Here is a 17,724-nt window from a genome sequence, read left to right as displayed (position 1 = left end):
CGTCTCCCGCCGATCGAACGTCGTCCGGCTCGGGCAGACTGCGGTCATGACGGAACGCCCGGTGCTGTATCTGGTGGTGTGCGCCGCCGGTCCCGCTGAGCACATCGACGAGTTGGTCGACCTGCTGATCGCCGACGGGTGGCAGGTGTGCATGATCGTCAGTCCCACCGCGGCACCGTGGCTCGATCGGGCGGCGTTGCAAGAAAAGACCGGCTATCTCGTACGCGTCGAGTGGCGCATGCCCGGCGACCCGGAGCCGCACCCGCCGGCCGACGTGGTGGTGGCCGCGCCGGTCACGTTCAACACGGTGACGAAGTGGGCGCTGGGCATCAATGACACCCTGGCGCTCGGCGTGCTCAACGAATCGCTGGGCGCGGGCCTACCGATCCTCGCCTTTCCACACGTGAAGGCGGAGCTGGCCCGTCACCCGGCGCATGCGGGCCATGTGCGGGTGCTGCGCGCAGCGGGTGTTGTCATCGCCGACGGTAGAGTGCTCAGCCCGAGGCAGGGATCGACTCCGTGGAGCGCAGTCGTCGAGGCAATACGCTCGATTCGCCCTTCTTGAACCCTGTCCGGCGCCAGGCGGTGGGTCGGGGATAGTCGTGTCGAATTCGACTCGAATCCTGCCGTCGCAGTGCCACTAGCCCGGCTGGTCGACGGCACGGGCGTGTCGCCCGCTGGTCGGCCGCTCGTCGCCGTGGCCCGGCCACCACGCTTTGTGCCCGATCAGCGCGGTCAGCGCGGGAACGAAGAACATCGACATGACGAACGCCGACAGTACGATGCCGATCGCCACCGCGAAGCCCATCTGCTGCAGGAACGAGATCGGCGCGAGCAGCAGCACCGCGAACGTCCCGGCCAGGATCAGTCCTGCTGCCGCGACCGTCGGGCCGGCGTGCTGCACGCCGATGGCGGCTGCCTCATGTGGCTCGCTGCCTTCCCGCGCTTCCTCGCGTAGTCGGGCGATCATCAGGATGTTGTAGTCGGTCCCGATGGCCACGACGAAGAGGTAGAGGATGATCGGCAACTGGAAGGTGACACCGGGCTCGCCTTGCAGCCCTTGGAAGAGGTAGACGGTGGCGCCCAGCGTGGCGGCGAAGTTGAGCAGCACCGCAATCACGAGGTAGATCGGCGCGACCAGGCTGCGCAGCAGCAGCGCGAGGATGAGCGCGATCAGGCCGGCCGCTACCGGCAGGATCACCGACAGGTCGCGGTTGTTCGCCGAGTTGATGTCCGCGAAGATCGCGGTGGTCCCGCCGACCAGCGCCCGGGTGCCAGGCGGCGCCGACGCGTGCACGGCGCCGCGCAGGTCCTCGCGGACGAGGGTGATCGCCTCGTTGGAGACCGGGTTCTCGTTGAGCAGCAGGTTGACCCGAGCCACACTCGGGTCGGTACTGCGCTCCGGGGGCTGCGCCTGACCCACACCCGGGGCTTTCGCTACGGCTGCAGCAAAGTCGTTGACCTGTTGCTCGGTCAGCGGCGACCGGTTGGTGGTGGTCAGGTAGACCTCGGTCGGGGCGAGCGCACCGGCGGCGAACCCGCGCTGGAGGTCCTGGGCGGCCTTCGCCGACTCGGTGTCCTGTGGGAAGCCGGCGCTGAAGTCGTAGTCGGCCTTGTAGCTCAGCACGCCTGCGGCGAGCGCGACCAGGATGACGCCGGAGATCGCCGCGACGAGTGCCGGCCGGCGCCCGACTGTGGTGCCGAGCCGGTGGGACAGGGTGGCCTTGGGCGTACGCTGCCACGCCTTCGACGGCCAGAAGACGTACCGGCCGAGCAGGGAGACGACTGCGGGGACGAGGGTGAGCGAGGTGACAAGCATGACGCCGACCGCGATGGCGAGCGCCGGGCCGAGCGAGCCGAAGAAGCCCAGGGAGGCGAGGAGCAGCACGAGGAACGCGACGATTACCGCTCCGGCGGCCGAGGTGATGACCTCGCCCACCCGCTGGACGGTGACGATCATCGCGGTGCGCTTGTCGTCGCCGGCCCGCAGTCGCTCCCGGTAGCGGAAGAGCAGAAACAGGATGTAGTCGGTACCGATGCCGAACAGCACGATCAGCAGGATCGTCTGCAGGTCCTGGCTGACACTGAGATCGAATGCCTTGCCGGCGGCGGCGACGAGACCGGTCGTGATGCTCAGGACGACGCCGACGACCACCACGGGCAGCAGTGCGGCGATGGGACTCCGGAAGATGATCAGGATCAGTCCGATGATCAGGATGATCGTCGCGATGCCGACCACGGCGAAGGCGTTGTTGAAGGTGTCCTCGTTGTCGACGAAGCTCGCCACGTCGCCGGCCACGCCCGCGGACAGTCCACTGTTCGCCAGCTCGGGGCCGATGTCCGCCCGCAGATCGCGGACGGCGTCGAGCAGCGTCGGGTCGTCGGGGGTGGGGGCGTCCAGCCCGACGTTGATGATCTGCACCGACTTGTCCGGTGCCACAGCTGGCGGACCGGTCAGGTAGCCGGACGTGTGCGGGATGTTCCTGGCCTTGAGCTCCTGGGCGAGCTGGCCCACCTTCGCCTCATCCGCCGGCGTGAGTTTCTGACCGTCGGCGCGCTTGACCACGATGACGGCGGTCGCGGTTGCCTGCTGCGGAAACGCCTTCTGCCCGAGCTCGGTGGCCTGTACGGACTCGTACGAGCGGGGCAGGAAGCTCTCCTGATCCGCTGAGGTGATGTCGCTCAGCGAGGGTGTGGTGAGGATGATGGCGGCCGCCGCCAGCACCCAGCCGGCAATCACCCACCACGCTCTGCCCACAACGAATCTGCCCAGCCGCTCGAACATGGTTTCCCCCGTACGTTCGACACCACCGTCGTCTGGGCCTGGAGCGCCCAGGGCGGACACCCCATCACTCTTGTGGGTGGTCTTCACTACCCGCTGTGCAGATTACCGTCGCCCGCCACTCCTTTTCGGATGCATGGCCTTCAAGGACCGCGGGAGTTTCAGCTAGGTCGGCGAGCCTCGCCGCGCACCTCGACGCTTGCCGCCGAGGGCGCGGCGATCCACAGGCGGCTCCGATCGGAGCCGTACGACCCGCGGTTATGTCCTACGACTGCTCACGGGCTGGCGCAGGTCGGTGACGCGTTTGCTGGCGTACCGGAGCCGAGGAAGCCGAAGGTCGTCGTGCCACCGGGAGCGAGCGACCCGTTGTAGGAGACGTTGCGGACGGTCGCGGTCGAACCGCTGGTGCTCAGCGTGCCGTTCCAGACCTGGCTGATGCTCTGGCCGTTGCTGAGGTTCCACGTGACGGTCCAGCCGTTGACGGCGGCGGTGCCCGCCGTCACGGTCACCTCACCCTGGAAGCCACCGGACCACGAGTTGACCGTGCGGTACGTCGCGGTGCAGGCGGCGCCGGAGGGCGGCGGCGTGGTCGGCGCACTGGTGGTGGGTGGCGTGGACGTGGGCGGGGTCGTCGTGGGCGGGGTGGTCGTGGGTGGTGACGTCGGCCCGTCCGGCGGCACCAGGGGGCAGGTGGCGTTGTACCGCGAGACGCCGGTGCTGTCGGCCAGTGGGCAGAGGAACTGCGTGTAGCGGGTGTCGTTGTCCAGGAACGTCTTGAGCCAGGGGATCAGAAGTCGCATCTCGGTGGGGTTCGACCTGGTGAACGAGAGGTGGTCGTTGCCGGCCAGCTCCGCCCAGGCATGTTCCACACCGGCGGGCAGGGTGTTGTAGATGCCCTGCACGTAGGAGGGCGTGACAGTGCCGTCGTTCTGTCCCGACAAAAGCATGGTGGGGACCTGGGTGGTGGACATGTTCAGGTTGTTGCCGGGCGTACCGGGTGCGAGGCCGACCGCCGCCTTCAGGGTCGGCCGCCGGAGGGCGGCGAGGAGGGTTCCCGCTCCGCCCGCCGAGTGGCCCATGACGCTCAGCCGGTTGGGGTCGACCCGGTTGCGGATCGGGCTGGTGCGGGTGAGGTAGTCCAGCGCCGCGAGCAGCTGGGTGGCGCGGGCGTCGGCGCCGTCGGTGCGGCTGTTGGTTTCGATGCCGATCACCACGAAGCCGAAGGACGCCAGCCAGGGGCCCATCCAGGCTTCCTCGTTGGCGAACAGGGCGGAATAGCCGGGGACTATCGCTACCGCACCCCAGGTGCCCTGGCTGGTGTCGGTCGGGTAGTAGACGTACCCACCGTTGAAGCCGTTGCCGGCGGGCACCGTCGCCTGGGTCGTGGCGAACGGGCCCCGGGTGGCGGCGACGCTGGCCAGGGTCGGATCCGGCCCCCGCTGGTACGGGCTGTCCGCGGCGGCCGCGTCCCGTGTCGCTGTCGTCATCGCCAGGCCGAGGACCAGCGCGAGCGTGGCCGTCAGCCATCGTGTTGGCTGCTTCATCGACGGCTCCACTGCTGGTTGGCCTGGCCGGTGCAGGTCCAGAGGACGAGCTTCGTGCCGTTGGCGGTGCCCTGGTTGTACGGGTCGAGGCAGAGGCCGGACTGCACGCCGGTGATGGTGCCGTTCGTGTTGACGTTCCACTGCTGGTTCGTCCCGCCGTGGCAGTCGTAGATGGTGACCTGGGTGCCCGGGGAGGTGCCGTTGCCGGCGGCGTCGAGGCACTTGTTGCCGTAGACGGTCAGCGCCTTGTTGGACGTGTAGGTCCACTGCTGGTTGGTGCCGCCGTGGCAGTCCCACAACTGCAGCTGGGTGCTGTTGGCGGTGGAGGAGCCGGGGACGTCGACGCACCGGCCCGACCGGGTGCCGACGATCGTGGTGGTCTGTCCGCCGCCGCTGCTCGGGTTGCCGATGCTTCCGGGCACCGACTGCAACGCGCTGTACCAGCGGGCGGCCATCTTGTCGTAGCCGCTGGCGGTGGGGTGGACGCCGTCGATCAGGTCAGAGGTGCTGAGCGCGTTGTACATGTCGACCAGGTGCACCCGCTTACCGGCGCTGACCTTGCTCTGGACGATGCCGGGGATCGCCGCGTTGAAGGTACGGGCGGCCGCGTTCTGGCCGCTGTTCGAGATCGGGATGATCTGCGCCACGAACACCTCGGCGGTGGGCACGGTGCTGGTGATCTTGTCGATCAGGGTGGAGAGCCGGTTCGGCGCGGTGCTCACGTTGTAGTTCTGCAGGATGTCGTTGGTGCCGATGTGCAGCAGGACGGTCTGCGGTCGCTGGGTGTTCAGCCAGCCGACGATGTTGGCGTCGATCTGGTCGATGCGCCAGCCGGGGTGCCCCTGGTGGTCGTGGTCGCCCAGGCTGGCCGGCCCGTTGAACTGCGATCCGACGAAGTCCACCGTGTACCGCCCCGCGGCGAGACGCTGCCAGAGCCCGATGCGGTACCCGCCGGGCACCTGGGTGCCCTCGGTGATGGAGTCGCCGAGCGGCATCACCCGCACTCCACCGTTGGATTCCGCGTTGGCCGGTCCGGTGGGTGTCACCACTGAAGCGACCACCACACCGAGCGCGGCGAGCGTCGCGAGCCATCGTGCCCTCGTTCGCATAGCTTTCTCCCCTGGATTGGTCGAGCTGGCCGAGGGCATGGGCCGACCGGTAGGGCCGCCACGGGCGGCCGGCAACCGTCTGGGATCGGGGCCGGCCGGACCGAGCAGCCGCCGGCTGCCGGGCGTTCACCCGGCGCGCGCCGATCGTCACATCGGCACGGCGTCACTGCCTCAGCACTGGGACGAGTGTGAGCGTTAACAGCGACGATTGTAGATACATTGGATTGCTCTGGTCTACGGGCAACGTCGGCTGCCGGGCGATCGCGCGTTAGGTTACGAAGATGGAGCAGCGGATCAGCCTGATCACCCTCGGCGTCTCGGACCTGCCACGCGCCAAGGCCTTCTACGAGCACCTCGGCTGGCGCGGCCAGGAGGTCGAGGGGACTGTCTTCTTTCAGGCCGGCGGCCTGGCCCTCGTCCTGTGGAGTCGCGACAAGCTGGCCGCCGACGCGGACGTCCCCAACCCGGACACCGGTGGCTTCGGCGGAATGACCCTGGCCCAGAACGTCCGCTCGCGGGCCGAGGTGGACGAGGTGATGGCCACCGCCGGCGAGGCCGGCGCCGAGGTGACCCAGCCGGCGCGCGAGACGTTCTACGGCGGCTACGCCGGCTACTTCGCCGACCCGGACGGTCACGTCTGGGAGATCGCCTGGAACCCCGGCTTCACGCTCGGCCCGGACGGCTCGCTCACCCTCCCCGACTTCGGCACCACGGCCTGACCCGCCCCCAGCGGCAGCGGCGGCGGATCACGGCCCGGTCGGCGGGCAGAGCAGCCGGTCCACAAGCGGCAGCAGGGTGTCCAGGCACACCGTCAACAGGGCGGGATCGGGTGTCGTGGTTGGCGAGGGCGACGCCGGGCCGGGCCGGGCCGCGGTGGGCGGGTCGGTAGGCGTCATCGCGCTGGCCGACGGTTCGGGAGCGCTGGAGGGCGTCGGCACGCTGGATGGCGGCGGTTCGATGGACGGCGGCGGCTCGGTGGACGGCCGCGGAGCGGTGGACGACTGCGGAGCGGTCGCCGGCACCGGCGCAGCAGCCGCGACGGCGGACGGGACCGGCGCGGCGGGCCGCAGCGGTTCGGCCGCCGGAGGCCGTGCCGGCTCGGCCGGACGGGCGGGCGGAACCAGGGCCGGCGGTGCCACCAGGACGGCGGGCACCCGCAGCGGGGCGAGCACACCGGTGTTCCGCGCGGCCGGTTCGACTGTCGCCGCTTCCGCCCGCCGCATCGGCCCGGCCTGCTGTGGTCCCACGGCACCGGGGCCCAGTGCCGCGAACACCACAGTCGCGACGGCGGCGACGGCGAGCACCCGGCGGTCGGGGCGTACCGCAGTCAGCGGCGCGTCGGCCGGCCCGACCGTCGGCGGCGGCACGGGCGGGGATGCCTGGTGCGCGGCCAGCAGGGCGTCGAGCTGAGCGGTGACGGCGGCACGATCCCCGGCGGCCGAGGCGGCCGCGAGGGTGAGATAGAAGCGGAAGTTCACGGCGGCGCTGGCCGGGACCAGCAGCCCGGAGAGTCGGCCGTGGTCGTGCAGCAGGGTGACGGGCACGCCGGGGTGGTGGGCGGCGCCGAGCAGGTCCGCGTACCGCCACTCGCGCCGGTGCCTCTGGCCCGCGAAGGCCACGCGATGGCTGGTCACGACGGCCAGGCCACTGTCGACGGTCCGCAGGCCCGGAGGCAGGACCGCGTCGGTGGTCTCGGTGAAGGCGCAGCCGCCGGGCGTGGGCAGGCCGGCGACGTGCCGAGCCTCCGCCTCGACGAGCTCTGCGACGGGTACGACCCGGAAGACGAGTTCGTCGACGTCGAGGTCGACGGGGAGGCCGGTTCGTGGCCGCGTACACCCGAGGAACCCGGCGGCTTCGATCCGTAGCCGGACCAGGTGGTCCCCGCGTCGGCGCCAGGCGGCGGTGGCGTCGCGGTACGCGCGCCGGCGGCGCTCGTTCTCGCGCTCGGCCCAGGCGAGCCGCCAGGAGGGAGGTGCCAGCAGTGCGGTCACGGTCACACGCGGTACAACCGCTCACGTACGTGACAGGCAACGCTCGTCGAATCGATGTCTCCCGTTGCGCCCGAAAGGAGAGAATTGACGGACGCCGACGGCTGCTCCGGCAAAGAACCGGAGCAGCCGCCGGGACAGGGCTACTGCCGCAACGAGGTGAAGAAGGCCCTCAGCTCACCGGCAAGCAGGTCCGGTTCCTCCAGCGGCATGAAGTGCCCACCTCGGCCGGGTTCGCTCCAGTGCCGGATATCGGTGCAGGCCCGCTCGGCGATCTCGCGCGGGAAGTTGGCCTGCGAGGGTTCGGTGCTCACCGTGAACGCGGCGGGCACGGTGATGGCGGGTCGTGGGGTGTTGTGATCGAAGTCGACGTACTGCCGGAACGACGAGCCGATCGTGCCGGTCACCCAGTAGAGCGTGATGATCGTGAGCAGCGTGTCGGTGTCGAAGCTGTTCGACAGGTCGCCGCGGTTGTCGCTCCAGTCCCGGTACTTGTCGACGAGCCAGGCGGCCAGCCCGGCCGGGGAGTCGGCGAGCGCCGCCGCGAGGGTGTCCGGCCGGGTGCCCATGATGGCGCTGTAGCCGCCGTCGGTCTCGTCGTACGCGGCCTCGGCGTCCAGAAACGCCTGCTCGGCCGCCGACAGCGGTTGGTCGTCGAAGCTGGCCGGGAACGGTGGATGGATCATGTGGATGCCCGCCACCTGCTTCGGGTAGAGGGCACCGAGCCAACCGGTGACGACCCCGCCGACGTCGCCGCCGAAGGCGCCGTACCGCTCGTAGCCGAGCACGTCGGTCATCAACTCGTGCAGCGTCCGGGCGAGGACCGCCCGGGTCAGCGGCACGTCGGGCAGCTCCGAGTAGCCGAAGCCGGGCAGTGAGGGCACCACCACGTCGAACGCGCCCCCGAGCGGGCCGGTCAGCCGGTCGACCAGGGGCAGCATCTCGACGAAGCTGCTGGGCCAGCCGTGGCTCAGGAGCAACGGCGGCGGCGCGGGCGTACCGGCCGGGCGGTCCGCGCGGACATGCACGAAGTGCAGCTTCCGACCGCCGACGAGTGCCAGGTACTGGGGGTACGCGTTGAGCGCGGCCTCCCGGGCACGCCAGTCGAACCCGTCGTGCCAGTAGGACACCAGGTCCCGCAGGTAGTCGGGATCGGTGCCGCCCTGCCACTGTCGGTGGCCGCTGCGGTCGGTGAAGCGGGTGCGGGCCAGTCGGGCCCGCAGGTCGTCGAGGACCGCATCGGACACGTCGATGCGGAACGGGGAAACAGACATTGATCCTCCGATGAAGGAGGGCGCACTCCCCGACGCGAAGACGTCAGCTGAGGGGGACGGACGAGAAGGGCGCCCAGACGTGACAACTGGTGTTCACGGGGCTCACCTCCTTCTCGTCGCTGACGTGGATCACCGTACCCCGCTCAACCCGCGCGCCGCCGACGGGGCAGGGGGCCGAGCAGTGGACCGTCGGCCGGAAACCGCGACCGGGTACGCGGCGGGTACGCCTCGCAGTGCCCGGCCCACTGGTCGGCGGCGACGGCGAGGGCGTCCGCGGAGACGGTGAGGACCAGCGGATAGACGGCGGTGGCCGGCCGGCGCATCCACGGGGGCAGCGACTCGGCGGAGAACTCGACAGTCAACTCCAGCCGGCGGCGGCGGATCGCCCGGGTGCGCAGGGCCAGGTTGGGTTCGGTGAAGCGGACCAGCGCCGGTGGCGGGGTCGGCCCGCCGGCCGCCGTCGCCTGCCCGTGCAGCCAACTGCCCAGCGCGCGGGCCTCCTCGACCATGAGGCTCGGGTAGTGGTGCGACCAGGTCTGGCCGTCGGCGGTGCGGGCGTCCACCTCGATGAGCAGCCAGTCCTGCCAGCCCGGCGCGGCCCGCTCGGGATCGTCGGGCGGGTCGATGCCGGGCTGGTAGCCGACCGGGCGGATCCGCACCCGGGCACCATCATCGGACCGGATCTCCACCCGATCATTCTCGCCGACCGAAGCGGACAACAACCCCCAAATCAGGTTACTGAGAGATGGTCCGCCGGACGCCCCGATGGTCCGCGCACGCGCCCGCCCGGCCACCGGTCAGGCTGACCGAGCCGTCCCGGCACTGGACCAGATAGCCCCGGCCCGCCCAGAACTGCGGCACGCAGTCGAACCAGTCGCAGACCTCGGCGGCCGGCCGGCGGATCCGGGTTCCGGCACAGAAGTCGTACCCGAGGGGATTCTCCGGCGCCCCGCAGCGCGGCCCGGCGGTCGGGGTAAACGACGGGCGCGGCGACGGCGGGCGCGGCGACGACGACCGCTTCGGCGCGGTGGTGTGCGCCGGCGGCGGGGAGGCCGGGCGCAGCAGCGCGGGAAGCGCGCTGGGGGTCGGCGCCGGCGTGGCCGCCACCGCGAGCTCCGCGCCCCCGGTCGGGTCCGACGGGTTCGAGTCGAAGAGCGCCGCCGGCACCAGCAACGCGATCCCCGCGGCCACCGCGATGGTCCGACGACCGCCGGGAACGAGTGCGGAGAGCCGGGCCTGCGCCGGTGTGGTCACCGCCGGCCGGAACGGCTTGAGCTGGCCGTGCTCCGCGATCAGCTCGTCGAGCTGGGCGAGCACCGCGGCGCGCTGCTCGATCGCGTCGGCGAAGGCCAACGTCAGCTTGAACCGGAAGTCCGCCGCCGCGTCGGTGGGCAGCAGCAGTCCGGAGGTACGCCGCCGGTCCAGCACCTGGATCAGGGTCACCGGCGCCGCCGGGTCGTGCGCCAGGCCGGTCATCCGGCCGTACGCCCAGTCACGCCGGCCGCGCCCGCCGAGCAGGACCAGCCGACGGCTGGTGATGACGGCCATGCCGGCGTCGGCGACGCGTACGCCGTCGGGCCGGCGTGGGCGCAGCGGCGCTGCCGGCGCGGCGACCGTCAGGTCCGGTGCGGGCAGCACTGTCGTGTGTCGCACCTCGACCAGTTGCGCGGCGGGCAGTGCCCACAGCACCACCTCGTCGTTGGCCAGCTCGAGTGGGAGGCCCGCGCCGGCCGCCGCCGAGCCCTGGAAGTCGGCGGCCAGGGCGCGCAGCCGCCGTAACTCGTCGTCGCGTCGCCGCCAGGCCTTCTCGGCGCCGCGGTACGTGCTGACCCGCCGCACGTTCTGCCGCTGCGCCCAGCGGTACCGCCACGTGGAACCCGTCGATTCAGTCTTTGCCACGCCGACTCCTTCGCCGCGCAGGCCACCAATCCGGGGTGCACTCGGATTAACAGCGTTGACGGTCGACCGGGACACGCCACGACGGACGAACTATCCGAACGGCGGAGCAACCCGGACGATAGGGCGATACTGCTGCGTCGATTCACCTTCCGTCGTGTCGTGCGGGGCGGTCGCGGTCTCGGTAACGTCAGCCGCAGCCGGGTGGCGACGCCGCCGCACCGCCTGCACGAAAGGGGGTGAGGGTCATGCCGCCAGACACCCTGCCCGGTGTGGTGATCGGGGTCGACATCGGCACCACGAGCACCAAGACCATGGCGTACGACACCGACGGGCGGCTGCTGGCCAGTCACTCCGCCGCCTATCCCCTCGACGATCCGCACCCCGGGTACGCCGAGCAGGACCCGGAGGTGATCCTCGCCGCCGTCGTCGAGTCGATCCGGACCGTGGTGGCGGAGCTGACCGTTCCGGTCTCCGGCCTGGCCTTCTGCTCCGCCATGCACAGCCTCATCGGGCTCGACGCGGCCGGCAAGCCGCTCACGCCGTCGGTGACCTGGGCCGACTCCCGGGCCACCCGCCAGGCCGAGCGGCTGCGGGCGGTGCCGTCCGGGCTGGCCCTGCACCGGCGTACCGGTACGCCCATGCACCCGATGTCACCCCTGCCCAAGCTGCTCTGGTTCGCCGAGCAGGAGCCCAGGCTCTTCGAGCGCGTCGCGCACTGGGTCGGCATCAAGGACTGGGTGCTGCTGCGACTCTGCGAGGCGCTGGTCACCGACCACTCGATCGCCTCGGCCACCGGCCTGATGAACATTCACACCCTCGAATGGGACACCGAGGCGCTGACGATCGCGGGCATCACCGAGGAGCAGTTGCCGCAACTTGTCGCCACCACCGCCGTCCTGCCCGGCCTCACCCCGCAGGCGGCCAGCGCCCTCGGCCTGCCGCCACGCACCCCGGTGGTGGTCGGCGCCGGTGACGGACCGCTGGCCAATCTGGGCCTGGGCGCGGTGCACCCCGGCATGGTGGCCTGCTCGATCGGCACCAGCGGCGCCATGCGGGTCATGGTCGAACGCCCCGGCGTGGACCCGCTGGGCGGGGTGTTCTGCTACGCGCTGACCGAGGATCGCTGGGTGGTCGGCGGCGCGATCAACAACGGCGGCATCGTCCTCAAGTGGGCGGGCGCGGCGTTGGCGCCGGACTTGGGCGAGCACCCCGAGGAGGATCTGGTGGCCCTCGCGGCCCGTGCCCCGGTCGGCTCGGGCGGGCTCATCATGCTGCCGTACCTGCACAGCGAACGGGCTCCACACTGGAGCGCGCTGCCCCGCGGCGCGTACGTCGGGTTGACCCACGGGCACCGCCGCGAACACCTCGTCCGGGCCGCGATGGAGGGGGTCTGCCAACAGCTCGCGCTGGTGCTCACCTCCGTACGTGCCGCCGGCAACGAGGTTCGCGAGATCCGGGCCGGTGGCGGCTTCGCCCGCAGTGGCCTGTGGCGGCAGATGCTCGCCGACGTGCTCGGCATGCCGGTGAGCTTCCCGGCCGGCCGTGAGGGGTCGAGCTTCGGCGCGGCCCTGCTCGGCATGCAGGCGCTGGGCCTGATCCCCAGCATCGACGTGGCGGCCGACCTGGTCCGCATCGAGGAGGTCATCCGCCCCGACCCGGCCGCCGCCGCCACGTACGCGGCGCTGCTGCCGCTCTTCGCCGAGCTGTACGACGCGCTGGTGCCCACCTTCACGTCGATGCGCCGGCTGGAACCCGGCCTGCCCGCCGAGCCGGCCAACCCCGCAGGACCACCGATGTAGGCCCTTCGGCCGGCCCCGTCCAGGGCCGACCCCCGTCCCGAAGGTCGTGATCGCCGTGCTCCCACCCCTCACCGAACCGCTGACCTCCCTCGCCACGCCGGCGTCGCACGCCTCGCTCGCCGCGCCGGCCGAGCCGGTCACCACCGCCGGCGACGGCCAGCTCGTCCTCGCCGCGGTGCTCGGCATCGTCGCCGTGGTGCTGCTGATCGCCTGGGCCAAGGTCCACCCGTTCCTGTCGCTGATCCTCGGCGCGGCGGTGCTCGGCGTGGTGGCGAGCGTCGCGCCCGACAAGATGATCACCTCGTTCACCGGTGGCGTCGGCACCACTGTCGGCGGCGTCGGGCTGCTGATCGCGCTGGGAGCCATGATCGGCGGTCTGCTCGCCGAGTCCGGTGGCGCGGACGGCATCGTCAGCCGGGTCGTCGGCCGGGTGTCCGGCCGCGCGCTGCCCTGGGCGATGGCCGGGGTGGCGGCGCTCATCGGCTTGCCGCTCTTCTTCGAGGTCGGCGTGGTGCTGCTGGTGCCGATCGTGCTGCTCGTCTCGATGCGCACCGACGTACCGCTGATGAAACTCGGCATCCCGGCGCTGGCCGGCCTGTCGGTGCTGCACGGCCTGGTGCCACCGCACCCGGGGCCGCTGGTGGCGATCTCGTCGCTCAACGCCGATTTGGGCCTGACGCTCGGACTGGGCCTGCTGGTGGCGATCCCCACGGTGATCATCTCGGGGCCGGTCTTCGGCAACCTCATCGCCCGGTACGTGCCGGCGACCGCACCCGCCGCGCTGCTGCCCACCCGCCGCCGGCCCGCCACCCCCGCGGGCATCCCCGAAACGCCGGGCACCAACGTAACGACGGACACGGTCGGAACGGCTGGCGCAGCCGGAACGACGGGCCCAGCTGGAACGACTGGCATCACCGGAACGACGGGCCAAGCCGGACCGACCGGCACCGCCGGGACGCCGGCTCGGCGCGATGTGGACGGCGACCTGCTCACCGACGACGATCTCGTCAACCCGGGCGGCGGTCGACCGGGCGAGCCGGTGGACGACAGCGGCACGGAGACCGCCCGGCGTACCCCGGCGTTCTGGCCCGCGGTGATCACCGTGCTGCTGCCCGTGGTGCTGATGCTGCTCCGCGCGATCGGCGAACTGGCGCTGGACGAGGGCACGGCGGGCCGCAAGACGCTCGACATCGTCGGCACGCCGATCGTGGCGCTGCTCGCCGGGGTGATCCTGGCGATGTTCACCCTCGGCTACCAGGCCGGGTTCAGCCGGTCCCAGGTCTCGTCGGTGCTCGGCGGTTCGCTGCCCCCGATCGCCGGCATCCTGCTGATCGTGGCGGCCGGCGGCGGGTTCAAGCAGGTGCTGGTGGACGCCGGGGTCGGCAACCTGGTCGCCGACGCCGCCAAGGACGCGAACCTCTCCCCGCTGCTGCTGGGCTGGCTGGTCGCGGTCGGCATCCGGGTCGCCACCGGCTCGGCGACGGTAGCCACCATCACGGCGGCGGGCATCGTGGCACCGCTCGCCGCGACCCTGGACCGGCCGGGGGTGGCCCTGCTGGCGCTGGCCATCGGCTGTGGGTCGCTGTTCTTCTCGCACGTCAACGACGCCGGGTTCTGGCTGGTCAAGGAGTACTTCGGCCTAACCGTCGGCCAGACCATCAAGAGCTGGTCGGTGATGGAGACGCTCATCTCGGTGATCGGCTTCGCCGGCGTACTCCTGCTCGATCTGCTGGTGTAGCGCGCGGAGGGGTCAGGCCGCCTCGACGCCGGAGATCAGATAACGGTGCACGTCGGCGTCGAGGATGGCCACCGTCTGGGCGTCGCTCGGCCCGGCGCCGCGGAACGCCGCCAACTGCTCCGGGGACTCCCAGCGCTCGAAGACGTGGATCCGGCCCGGGTCGAGCGGATCCGCCGCGAGCAGGAAGTCGAGGCAGCCGGCCGCCGCCCGGGCCTGTTCGATGACCTGGCGGCAACCGGAGAGGTAGTCGTCGCGGGCGTCCGGCTCGACGCGCAGACTGCCGGCAATGATCAACATGGGTGCCTCCCCGGGCCGGGTGTCGCTGATGCCCTTGATACCGCAGAGTCATATTTATACCTCTGAGGTATGTCGCTCCCGGGCACATCGGCTCCCGGACGGGTGATGGCGGTCCCGGCAGCCCCATCCGCCTGCCCCGCTTCTTATCGTGCGAACGTGAGAAAAAGCGACAAGAAGCGCTCATCTTCCCTCTTCGTGCCGTACCCCCGCGTACCCCTGCGGTGGCTGGCGACGACAGTCGCGCTGGTCGTCGTCGCGACGACCGGGCCGGCCACCGCCGACGGCCTCGACCCGGCAACCGGCCCGGACCACCGGACCACGCCGGGGTACGGGACCGAGCCGGCCCACGACGGACCGACGGGAAACGACGGGCCGGTCGACGAGGACGGGCGCAGCGACGAGCCGGGCGTGGAGCCCGCGCCGGAGCGGGCGCCGACAAGTGAGGTGTCCTGGCTGTCGTTCCCCGGCGGGGCGTTCGCTGTGGACTCGCTCGGGCACACCGTGCGATACCGGGCCTGCGACGGCGACACCGGCCGGGTCGCCGATCCGGACATGCGGGTCGCCGCCGGGGTGGCCAGTGGCGAGGTCACCGTCGAGGGCAGGAGCTTTCGCTACCGGGTGCCGCTGATCGGGCGCAGCGCGGGCACGCTCGTGGTGTCCGGGCCGCAGGCTCAGCCGGTGGAGCTGCCCGGCGTGGTGGTCACCAGCCCGCAGCCGCCCACCGATCCGGTCGAGGGCGCCCGGCTGTTCCCGCTCAGCGGGCAGCTCGCCCGGGTGGTCGCCGACGCGAGCCTCAACCCGTCCGGAGCGACAGTCCGCGACCTGTCCGGCCGGTACGGGGACCAGCAGATCTCGGTCAACGGCGCGCTGCGCCCCAAGGCCGCCAGCGTCATCAAGCTGTGGATCCTGGTGGAGCTGCTCCGCCGGGTCGACTGTGGACAGGTGTCGCTGGACGACGGCGTGCTGGTGACACCTGCCGACGTGGTCGGCGGCACCGGTCAGCTCCAGTTCGAGACGTTTCCGCAGGTGGTCACGTTGTACCGGCTCGCCCGATACCTGATCAAGTACAGCGACAACGTCGCGGCCAACGTGCTGATCACCTACCTGGGCGGGTTCGCCCCGGTCAACGCGCTGATCGACTCGATGAACCAGCGGTCCACCATCCTGGCCCGCCGGATGCTCGACAGCGCGGCGGCCCAGCGCGGCGAGGAGAACTACACAAGCCCGGACGACGTGGTGTCGCTGCTCGGCGCGGTCTGGGACGGCGAGATCCTCACCCCGGCCTCCCGCGACCTGATGATCGGCTTCATGCGGGAACAGACCCTGAACACCAAGATCCCGGCGGCGCTGCCGCCCGGAGTTCCGGTGGCCCACAAGACCGGCGACCTGCCGGACGCCTCCCACGACGTCGGCTACTACCTGATCCCCGGCACCGAGACCGCCGTCGCCTTCCTCACCGCCGGCCCGATGGCGACCGGCGACGAGACGGTCCGCCGGATGGCCCGGACCGTCTACGACTTCCTGGTCACTCCGAGCGACGGAGCGGTCGAGGAGTGAACCGGCGTCAGGCGCCGGGGATGTTCGCCGGCGGGTCCTCCCCGACCAGGTCGGCCGCCGGCGGGTCCGCCGCCACCGACAGCCCGAAATCCGAGTACGTCAGGTCGAGTTGAGCCGTCTTCTCCTGCTCGGTGGCCAACTCGATCCGGTAACGGACCAACCGGCCCTGCTCGTCGACGCTGGCGGTGAAGGGCACCTTCGCGGCCCGGTCACCGAGCACCCCGCCGATCCCGCCGCCCAGCACGGCGGCGCTGTCGCGCAGATCCAGCGTGCCCGCGTACTCCCGGGCGCCGGTCTGGCGGACGACGGACGGCGCGGTCAGCGTGCTGGCCAGCCGCGTGTTGTCCAGGCCCTTGTTGGTGACCGGTCGGCCCGGCCTGCCGACGTGCCACCAGGTCCTGCCGTCCCAGACCGGTACCCGGCGGTCCGGGGCGCTGACCCGCACGTAGACGTCCGCACCGGTGGTCAGCCGCTCGATCCGCACCTCGCCGTTGCGCACCTTGAGCGAGGTGGTCTCCGTGCCGCGCCGCGCCTTCGGGTCCCACGTCAGGACCGTGGTGTCCCCCTCGGCCGTCGCGCCGCTGCCCACCGTCAGCCGGTACGGCTGCTCGTCGACCTTCGCGGCGGCGGCCACCAGCACACCGGCCGGGTCGGTCGGGGCCGGAGCCGCGCCGGTCGGGGAGGTCGACGCACCGGCTGACGGGCGGCCCGCCTCCGGCTCGTCACCGGCTGCGACCACTGCCCACACGCCGACCGCGACGGCCACGACGAGGACAGCGCCGACGGCGACCAGCTTGGGCTTCTTCACTGTCATCTCCCCTGGGCGGGGCGCCCGCCGGCCGGTCGCCGATCGACGCGTACCGCGGTGCGGTCCGGCCAGAGTAGCCGGACCGCACCGACAGCCGTTCCCGGCCGACCACCCCGTCGATCAGGCGCGGCTGATCGCGTTGGCGTGGATCGCCTCGTGCAGGTACGCCGCCAGGCCGGCGGCGATGTTCTCGTAGTACGCGGTGAACCGCTCGTCGGCCAGGTACATGTCGGCCAACCCGGTGTGCATCTCGTACGAGCACTCGTAGAACCAGCGGCTGATGAGCTGCCGGTGCTCCTCGGCCAGGTCCATCGCCTCCGGGCCGTCCGCCGGTGCGCCCGCGGCCAGCAGCGCGACGATCCGCCGGCCCCAGTCCTCGTTCTCGGCCTTGTTACGCAGCCAGTCGTCCTTGCGGTAGCCGGCGACCCGCCGGTTCGACTCCCGGTACGCGTCGGTGTCGCCCCAGCGCTGCTCCGCCTCGGCCGCGTGCTCCTCCGGCCTGAAGTCGCCGAAGACCTCGAACCGTTCCTCCGGCGTGAGTTGGATGTTCAACTTGCTCGCCTCCATCGCGAACTCGACAGCCGTGACCATCTCCTGCAACCGCTTGATCCGTACCGTCAGCAGCTCGTGCTGTCGGCGCAGATGCGCGGCCGGATCGGCCGCCGGGTCGTCGATGATCGCGGTGATCTCCTCAAGTGGGAAACCCAGCTCGCGGTAGTACAGGACGAGTTGCAGCCGTTGCAGGTCCGCGTCGTCGTAGCGGCGGTAGCCGGTCGGCGTCCGGCCGCTCGGCGAGAGCAGACCGATCTCGTCGTAGTGGTGCAGCGTCCGTACCGTCACGCCGGCGATCCTCGCCACCTGACCCACCGTGTACGCCATGGTTCCCCTCCCTTCCGGGAACCAGGCTCCCGCCTGCCGTTACGTCGGGG

At 71.4% G+C, this 17,724-nt stretch carries 15 protein-coding genes; 5 read left to right on the top strand and 10 right to left on the bottom strand.

Annotated elements, in window-relative coordinates; genetic code table 11:
• Positions 1-46 precede the first annotated feature (46 nt).
• A complete protein-coding gene (locus tag AB0B97_RS14935; protein WP_357493892.1) occupies positions 47-565 on the top strand; it encodes a flavoprotein in 519 nt (172 codons plus the stop codon).
• 75 nt (positions 566-640) lie between these two features.
• Here the strand turns inward: AB0B97_RS14935 and AB0B97_RS14930 are convergent, their stop codons facing one another.
• From AB0B97_RS14930 to AB0B97_RS14920, 3 genes are all read right to left on the bottom strand, one after another.
• Positions 641-2,758, bottom strand: coding sequence for an MMPL family transporter (locus AB0B97_RS14930; protein ID WP_357493890.1), 2,118 nt, complete (start codon positions 2,756-2,758; stop codon positions 641-643).
• Positions 2,759-3,057: 299 nt separating this feature from the next.
• Positions 3,058-4,326, bottom strand: a complete 1,269-nt coding sequence (locus AB0B97_RS14925) for a cellulose binding domain-containing protein (protein WP_357493888.1) — start codon at positions 4,324-4,326, stop codon at positions 3,058-3,060.
• Positions 4,323-5,435: a ricin-type beta-trefoil lectin domain protein gene (locus tag AB0B97_RS14920; protein WP_357493886.1), complete on the bottom strand. Its 1,113-nt coding sequence runs from the start codon at positions 5,433-5,435 to the stop codon at positions 4,323-4,325. The genes AB0B97_RS14925 and AB0B97_RS14920 overlap by 4 nt, the downstream gene beginning before the upstream one ends.
• 281 nt (positions 5,436-5,716) lie before the next feature.
• Between AB0B97_RS14920 and AB0B97_RS14915 the strand changes: the two genes are divergently transcribed.
• Positions 5,717-6,154 (top strand): VOC family protein, encoded by a 438-nt coding sequence (locus tag AB0B97_RS14915; RefSeq protein WP_357493884.1) that lies wholly within the window; start codon positions 5,717-5,719, stop codon positions 6,152-6,154.
• A gap of 27 nt (positions 6,155-6,181) precedes the next feature.
• Here the strand turns inward: AB0B97_RS14915 and AB0B97_RS14910 are convergent, their stop codons facing one another.
• The 4 genes from AB0B97_RS14910 to AB0B97_RS14895 all read right to left on the bottom strand — a co-directional run bounded on the left by AB0B97_RS14910 (position 6,182) and on the right by AB0B97_RS14895 (position 10,596).
• Complete coding sequence (locus AB0B97_RS14910) at positions 6,182-7,426, bottom strand: hypothetical protein (RefSeq protein WP_357493882.1); 1,245 nt, start codon at positions 7,424-7,426, stop codon at positions 6,182-6,184.
• A gap of 140 nt (positions 7,427-7,566) precedes the next feature.
• Positions 7,567-8,697: an epoxide hydrolase family protein gene (locus AB0B97_RS14905; protein ID WP_357493880.1), complete on the bottom strand. Its 1,131-nt coding sequence runs from the start codon at positions 8,695-8,697 to the stop codon at positions 7,567-7,569.
• Between the two features lie 143 nt (positions 8,698-8,840).
• Positions 8,841-9,386: a hypothetical protein gene (locus AB0B97_RS14900; protein WP_357493878.1), complete on the bottom strand. Its 546-nt coding sequence runs from the start codon at positions 9,384-9,386 to the stop codon at positions 8,841-8,843.
• 46 nt (positions 9,387-9,432) lie between these two features.
• Positions 9,433-10,596, bottom strand: a complete 1,164-nt coding sequence (locus AB0B97_RS14895) for a hypothetical protein (protein ID WP_357493876.1) — start codon at positions 10,594-10,596, stop codon at positions 9,433-9,435.
• Between the two features lie 245 nt (positions 10,597-10,841).
• Between AB0B97_RS14895 and AB0B97_RS14890 the strand changes: the two genes are divergently transcribed.
• Positions 10,842-12,395 (top strand): gluconokinase, encoded by a 1,554-nt coding sequence (locus tag AB0B97_RS14890; protein WP_357493874.1) that lies wholly within the window; start codon positions 10,842-10,844, stop codon positions 12,393-12,395.
• Between the two features lie 55 nt (positions 12,396-12,450).
• Positions 12,451-14,133 (top strand): SLC13 family permease, encoded by a 1,683-nt coding sequence (locus AB0B97_RS14885; protein ID WP_357494282.1) that lies wholly within the window; start codon positions 12,451-12,453, stop codon positions 14,131-14,133.
• A 12-nt stretch (positions 14,134-14,145) separates the two neighbouring features.
• Here AB0B97_RS14885 and AB0B97_RS14880 read toward each other — a convergent pair whose 3' ends face one another.
• The gene (locus tag AB0B97_RS14880; protein ID WP_234583040.1) at positions 14,146-14,430 is read right to left on the bottom strand and encodes an antibiotic biosynthesis monooxygenase; all 285 of its coding nucleotides are present in this window, start codon (positions 14,428-14,430) and stop codon (positions 14,146-14,148) included.
• Between the two features lie 156 nt (positions 14,431-14,586).
• Here AB0B97_RS14880 and AB0B97_RS14875 point away from each other — a divergent pair, with 156 nt between their 5' ends.
• On the top strand, positions 14,587-15,987 hold the full coding sequence (locus AB0B97_RS14875; RefSeq protein ID WP_357493872.1) for a serine hydrolase: 1,401 nt from the start codon (positions 14,587-14,589) through the stop codon (positions 15,985-15,987).
• A 7-nt stretch (positions 15,988-15,994) separates the two neighbouring features.
• Here the strand turns inward: AB0B97_RS14875 and AB0B97_RS14870 are convergent, their stop codons facing one another.
• Both AB0B97_RS14870 and AB0B97_RS14865 read right to left on the bottom strand, forming a co-directional pair.
• Positions 15,995-16,795 carry a hypothetical protein gene (locus AB0B97_RS14870; protein ID WP_357493870.1) on the bottom strand — a complete coding sequence of 267 codons (801 nt, stop codon included), beginning with the start codon at positions 16,793-16,795 and terminating at the stop codon, positions 15,995-15,997.
• 120 nt (positions 16,796-16,915) lie between these two features.
• Positions 16,916-17,674, bottom strand: a complete 759-nt coding sequence (locus AB0B97_RS14865) for a MerR family transcriptional regulator (RefSeq protein ID WP_357493868.1) — start codon at positions 17,672-17,674, stop codon at positions 16,916-16,918.
• Positions 17,675-17,724 lie beyond the last annotated feature (50 nt).

Origin of the sequence: Micromonospora sp. NPDC049004 (genome assembly GCF_040649315.1) — a bacterium.
Taxonomy (GTDB): Bacteria; Actinomycetota; Actinomycetes; order Mycobacteriales; family Micromonosporaceae; genus Micromonospora.
The sequence above is the reverse complement of the archived record's forward strand: the minus strand, read 5'-3'. Positions and strand labels throughout refer to the sequence as shown.

Bases quoted from the DNA above. Each gene is read 5' to 3' on its own strand.
- AB0B97_RS14890 (WP_357493874.1), top strand. From the start codon at position 10,842: ATGCCGCCAGACACCCTGCCCGGTGTGGTGATCGGGGTCGACATCGGC.
- AB0B97_RS14935 (WP_357493892.1), top strand. From the start codon at position 47: ATGACGGAACGCCCGGTGCTGTATCTGGTGGTGTGCGCCGCCGGTCCC.
- AB0B97_RS14865 (WP_357493868.1), bottom strand. From the start codon at position 17,674: ATGGCGTACACGGTGGGTCAGGTGGCGAGGATCGCCGGCGTGACGGTA.
- AB0B97_RS14880 (WP_234583040.1), bottom strand. From the start codon at position 14,430: ATGTTGATCATTGCCGGCAGTCTGCGCGTCGAGCCGGACGCCCGCGAC.
- AB0B97_RS14915 (WP_357493884.1), top strand. From the start codon at position 5,717: ATGGAGCAGCGGATCAGCCTGATCACCCTCGGCGTCTCGGACCTGCCA.
- AB0B97_RS14925 (WP_357493888.1), bottom strand. From the start codon at position 4,326: ATGAAGCAGCCAACACGATGGCTGACGGCCACGCTCGCGCTGGTCCTC.
- AB0B97_RS14920 (WP_357493886.1), bottom strand. From the start codon at position 5,435: ATGCGAACGAGGGCACGATGGCTCGCGACGCTCGCCGCGCTCGGTGTG.
- AB0B97_RS14905 (WP_357493880.1), bottom strand. From the start codon at position 8,697: ATGTCTGTTTCCCCGTTCCGCATCGACGTGTCCGATGCGGTCCTCGAC.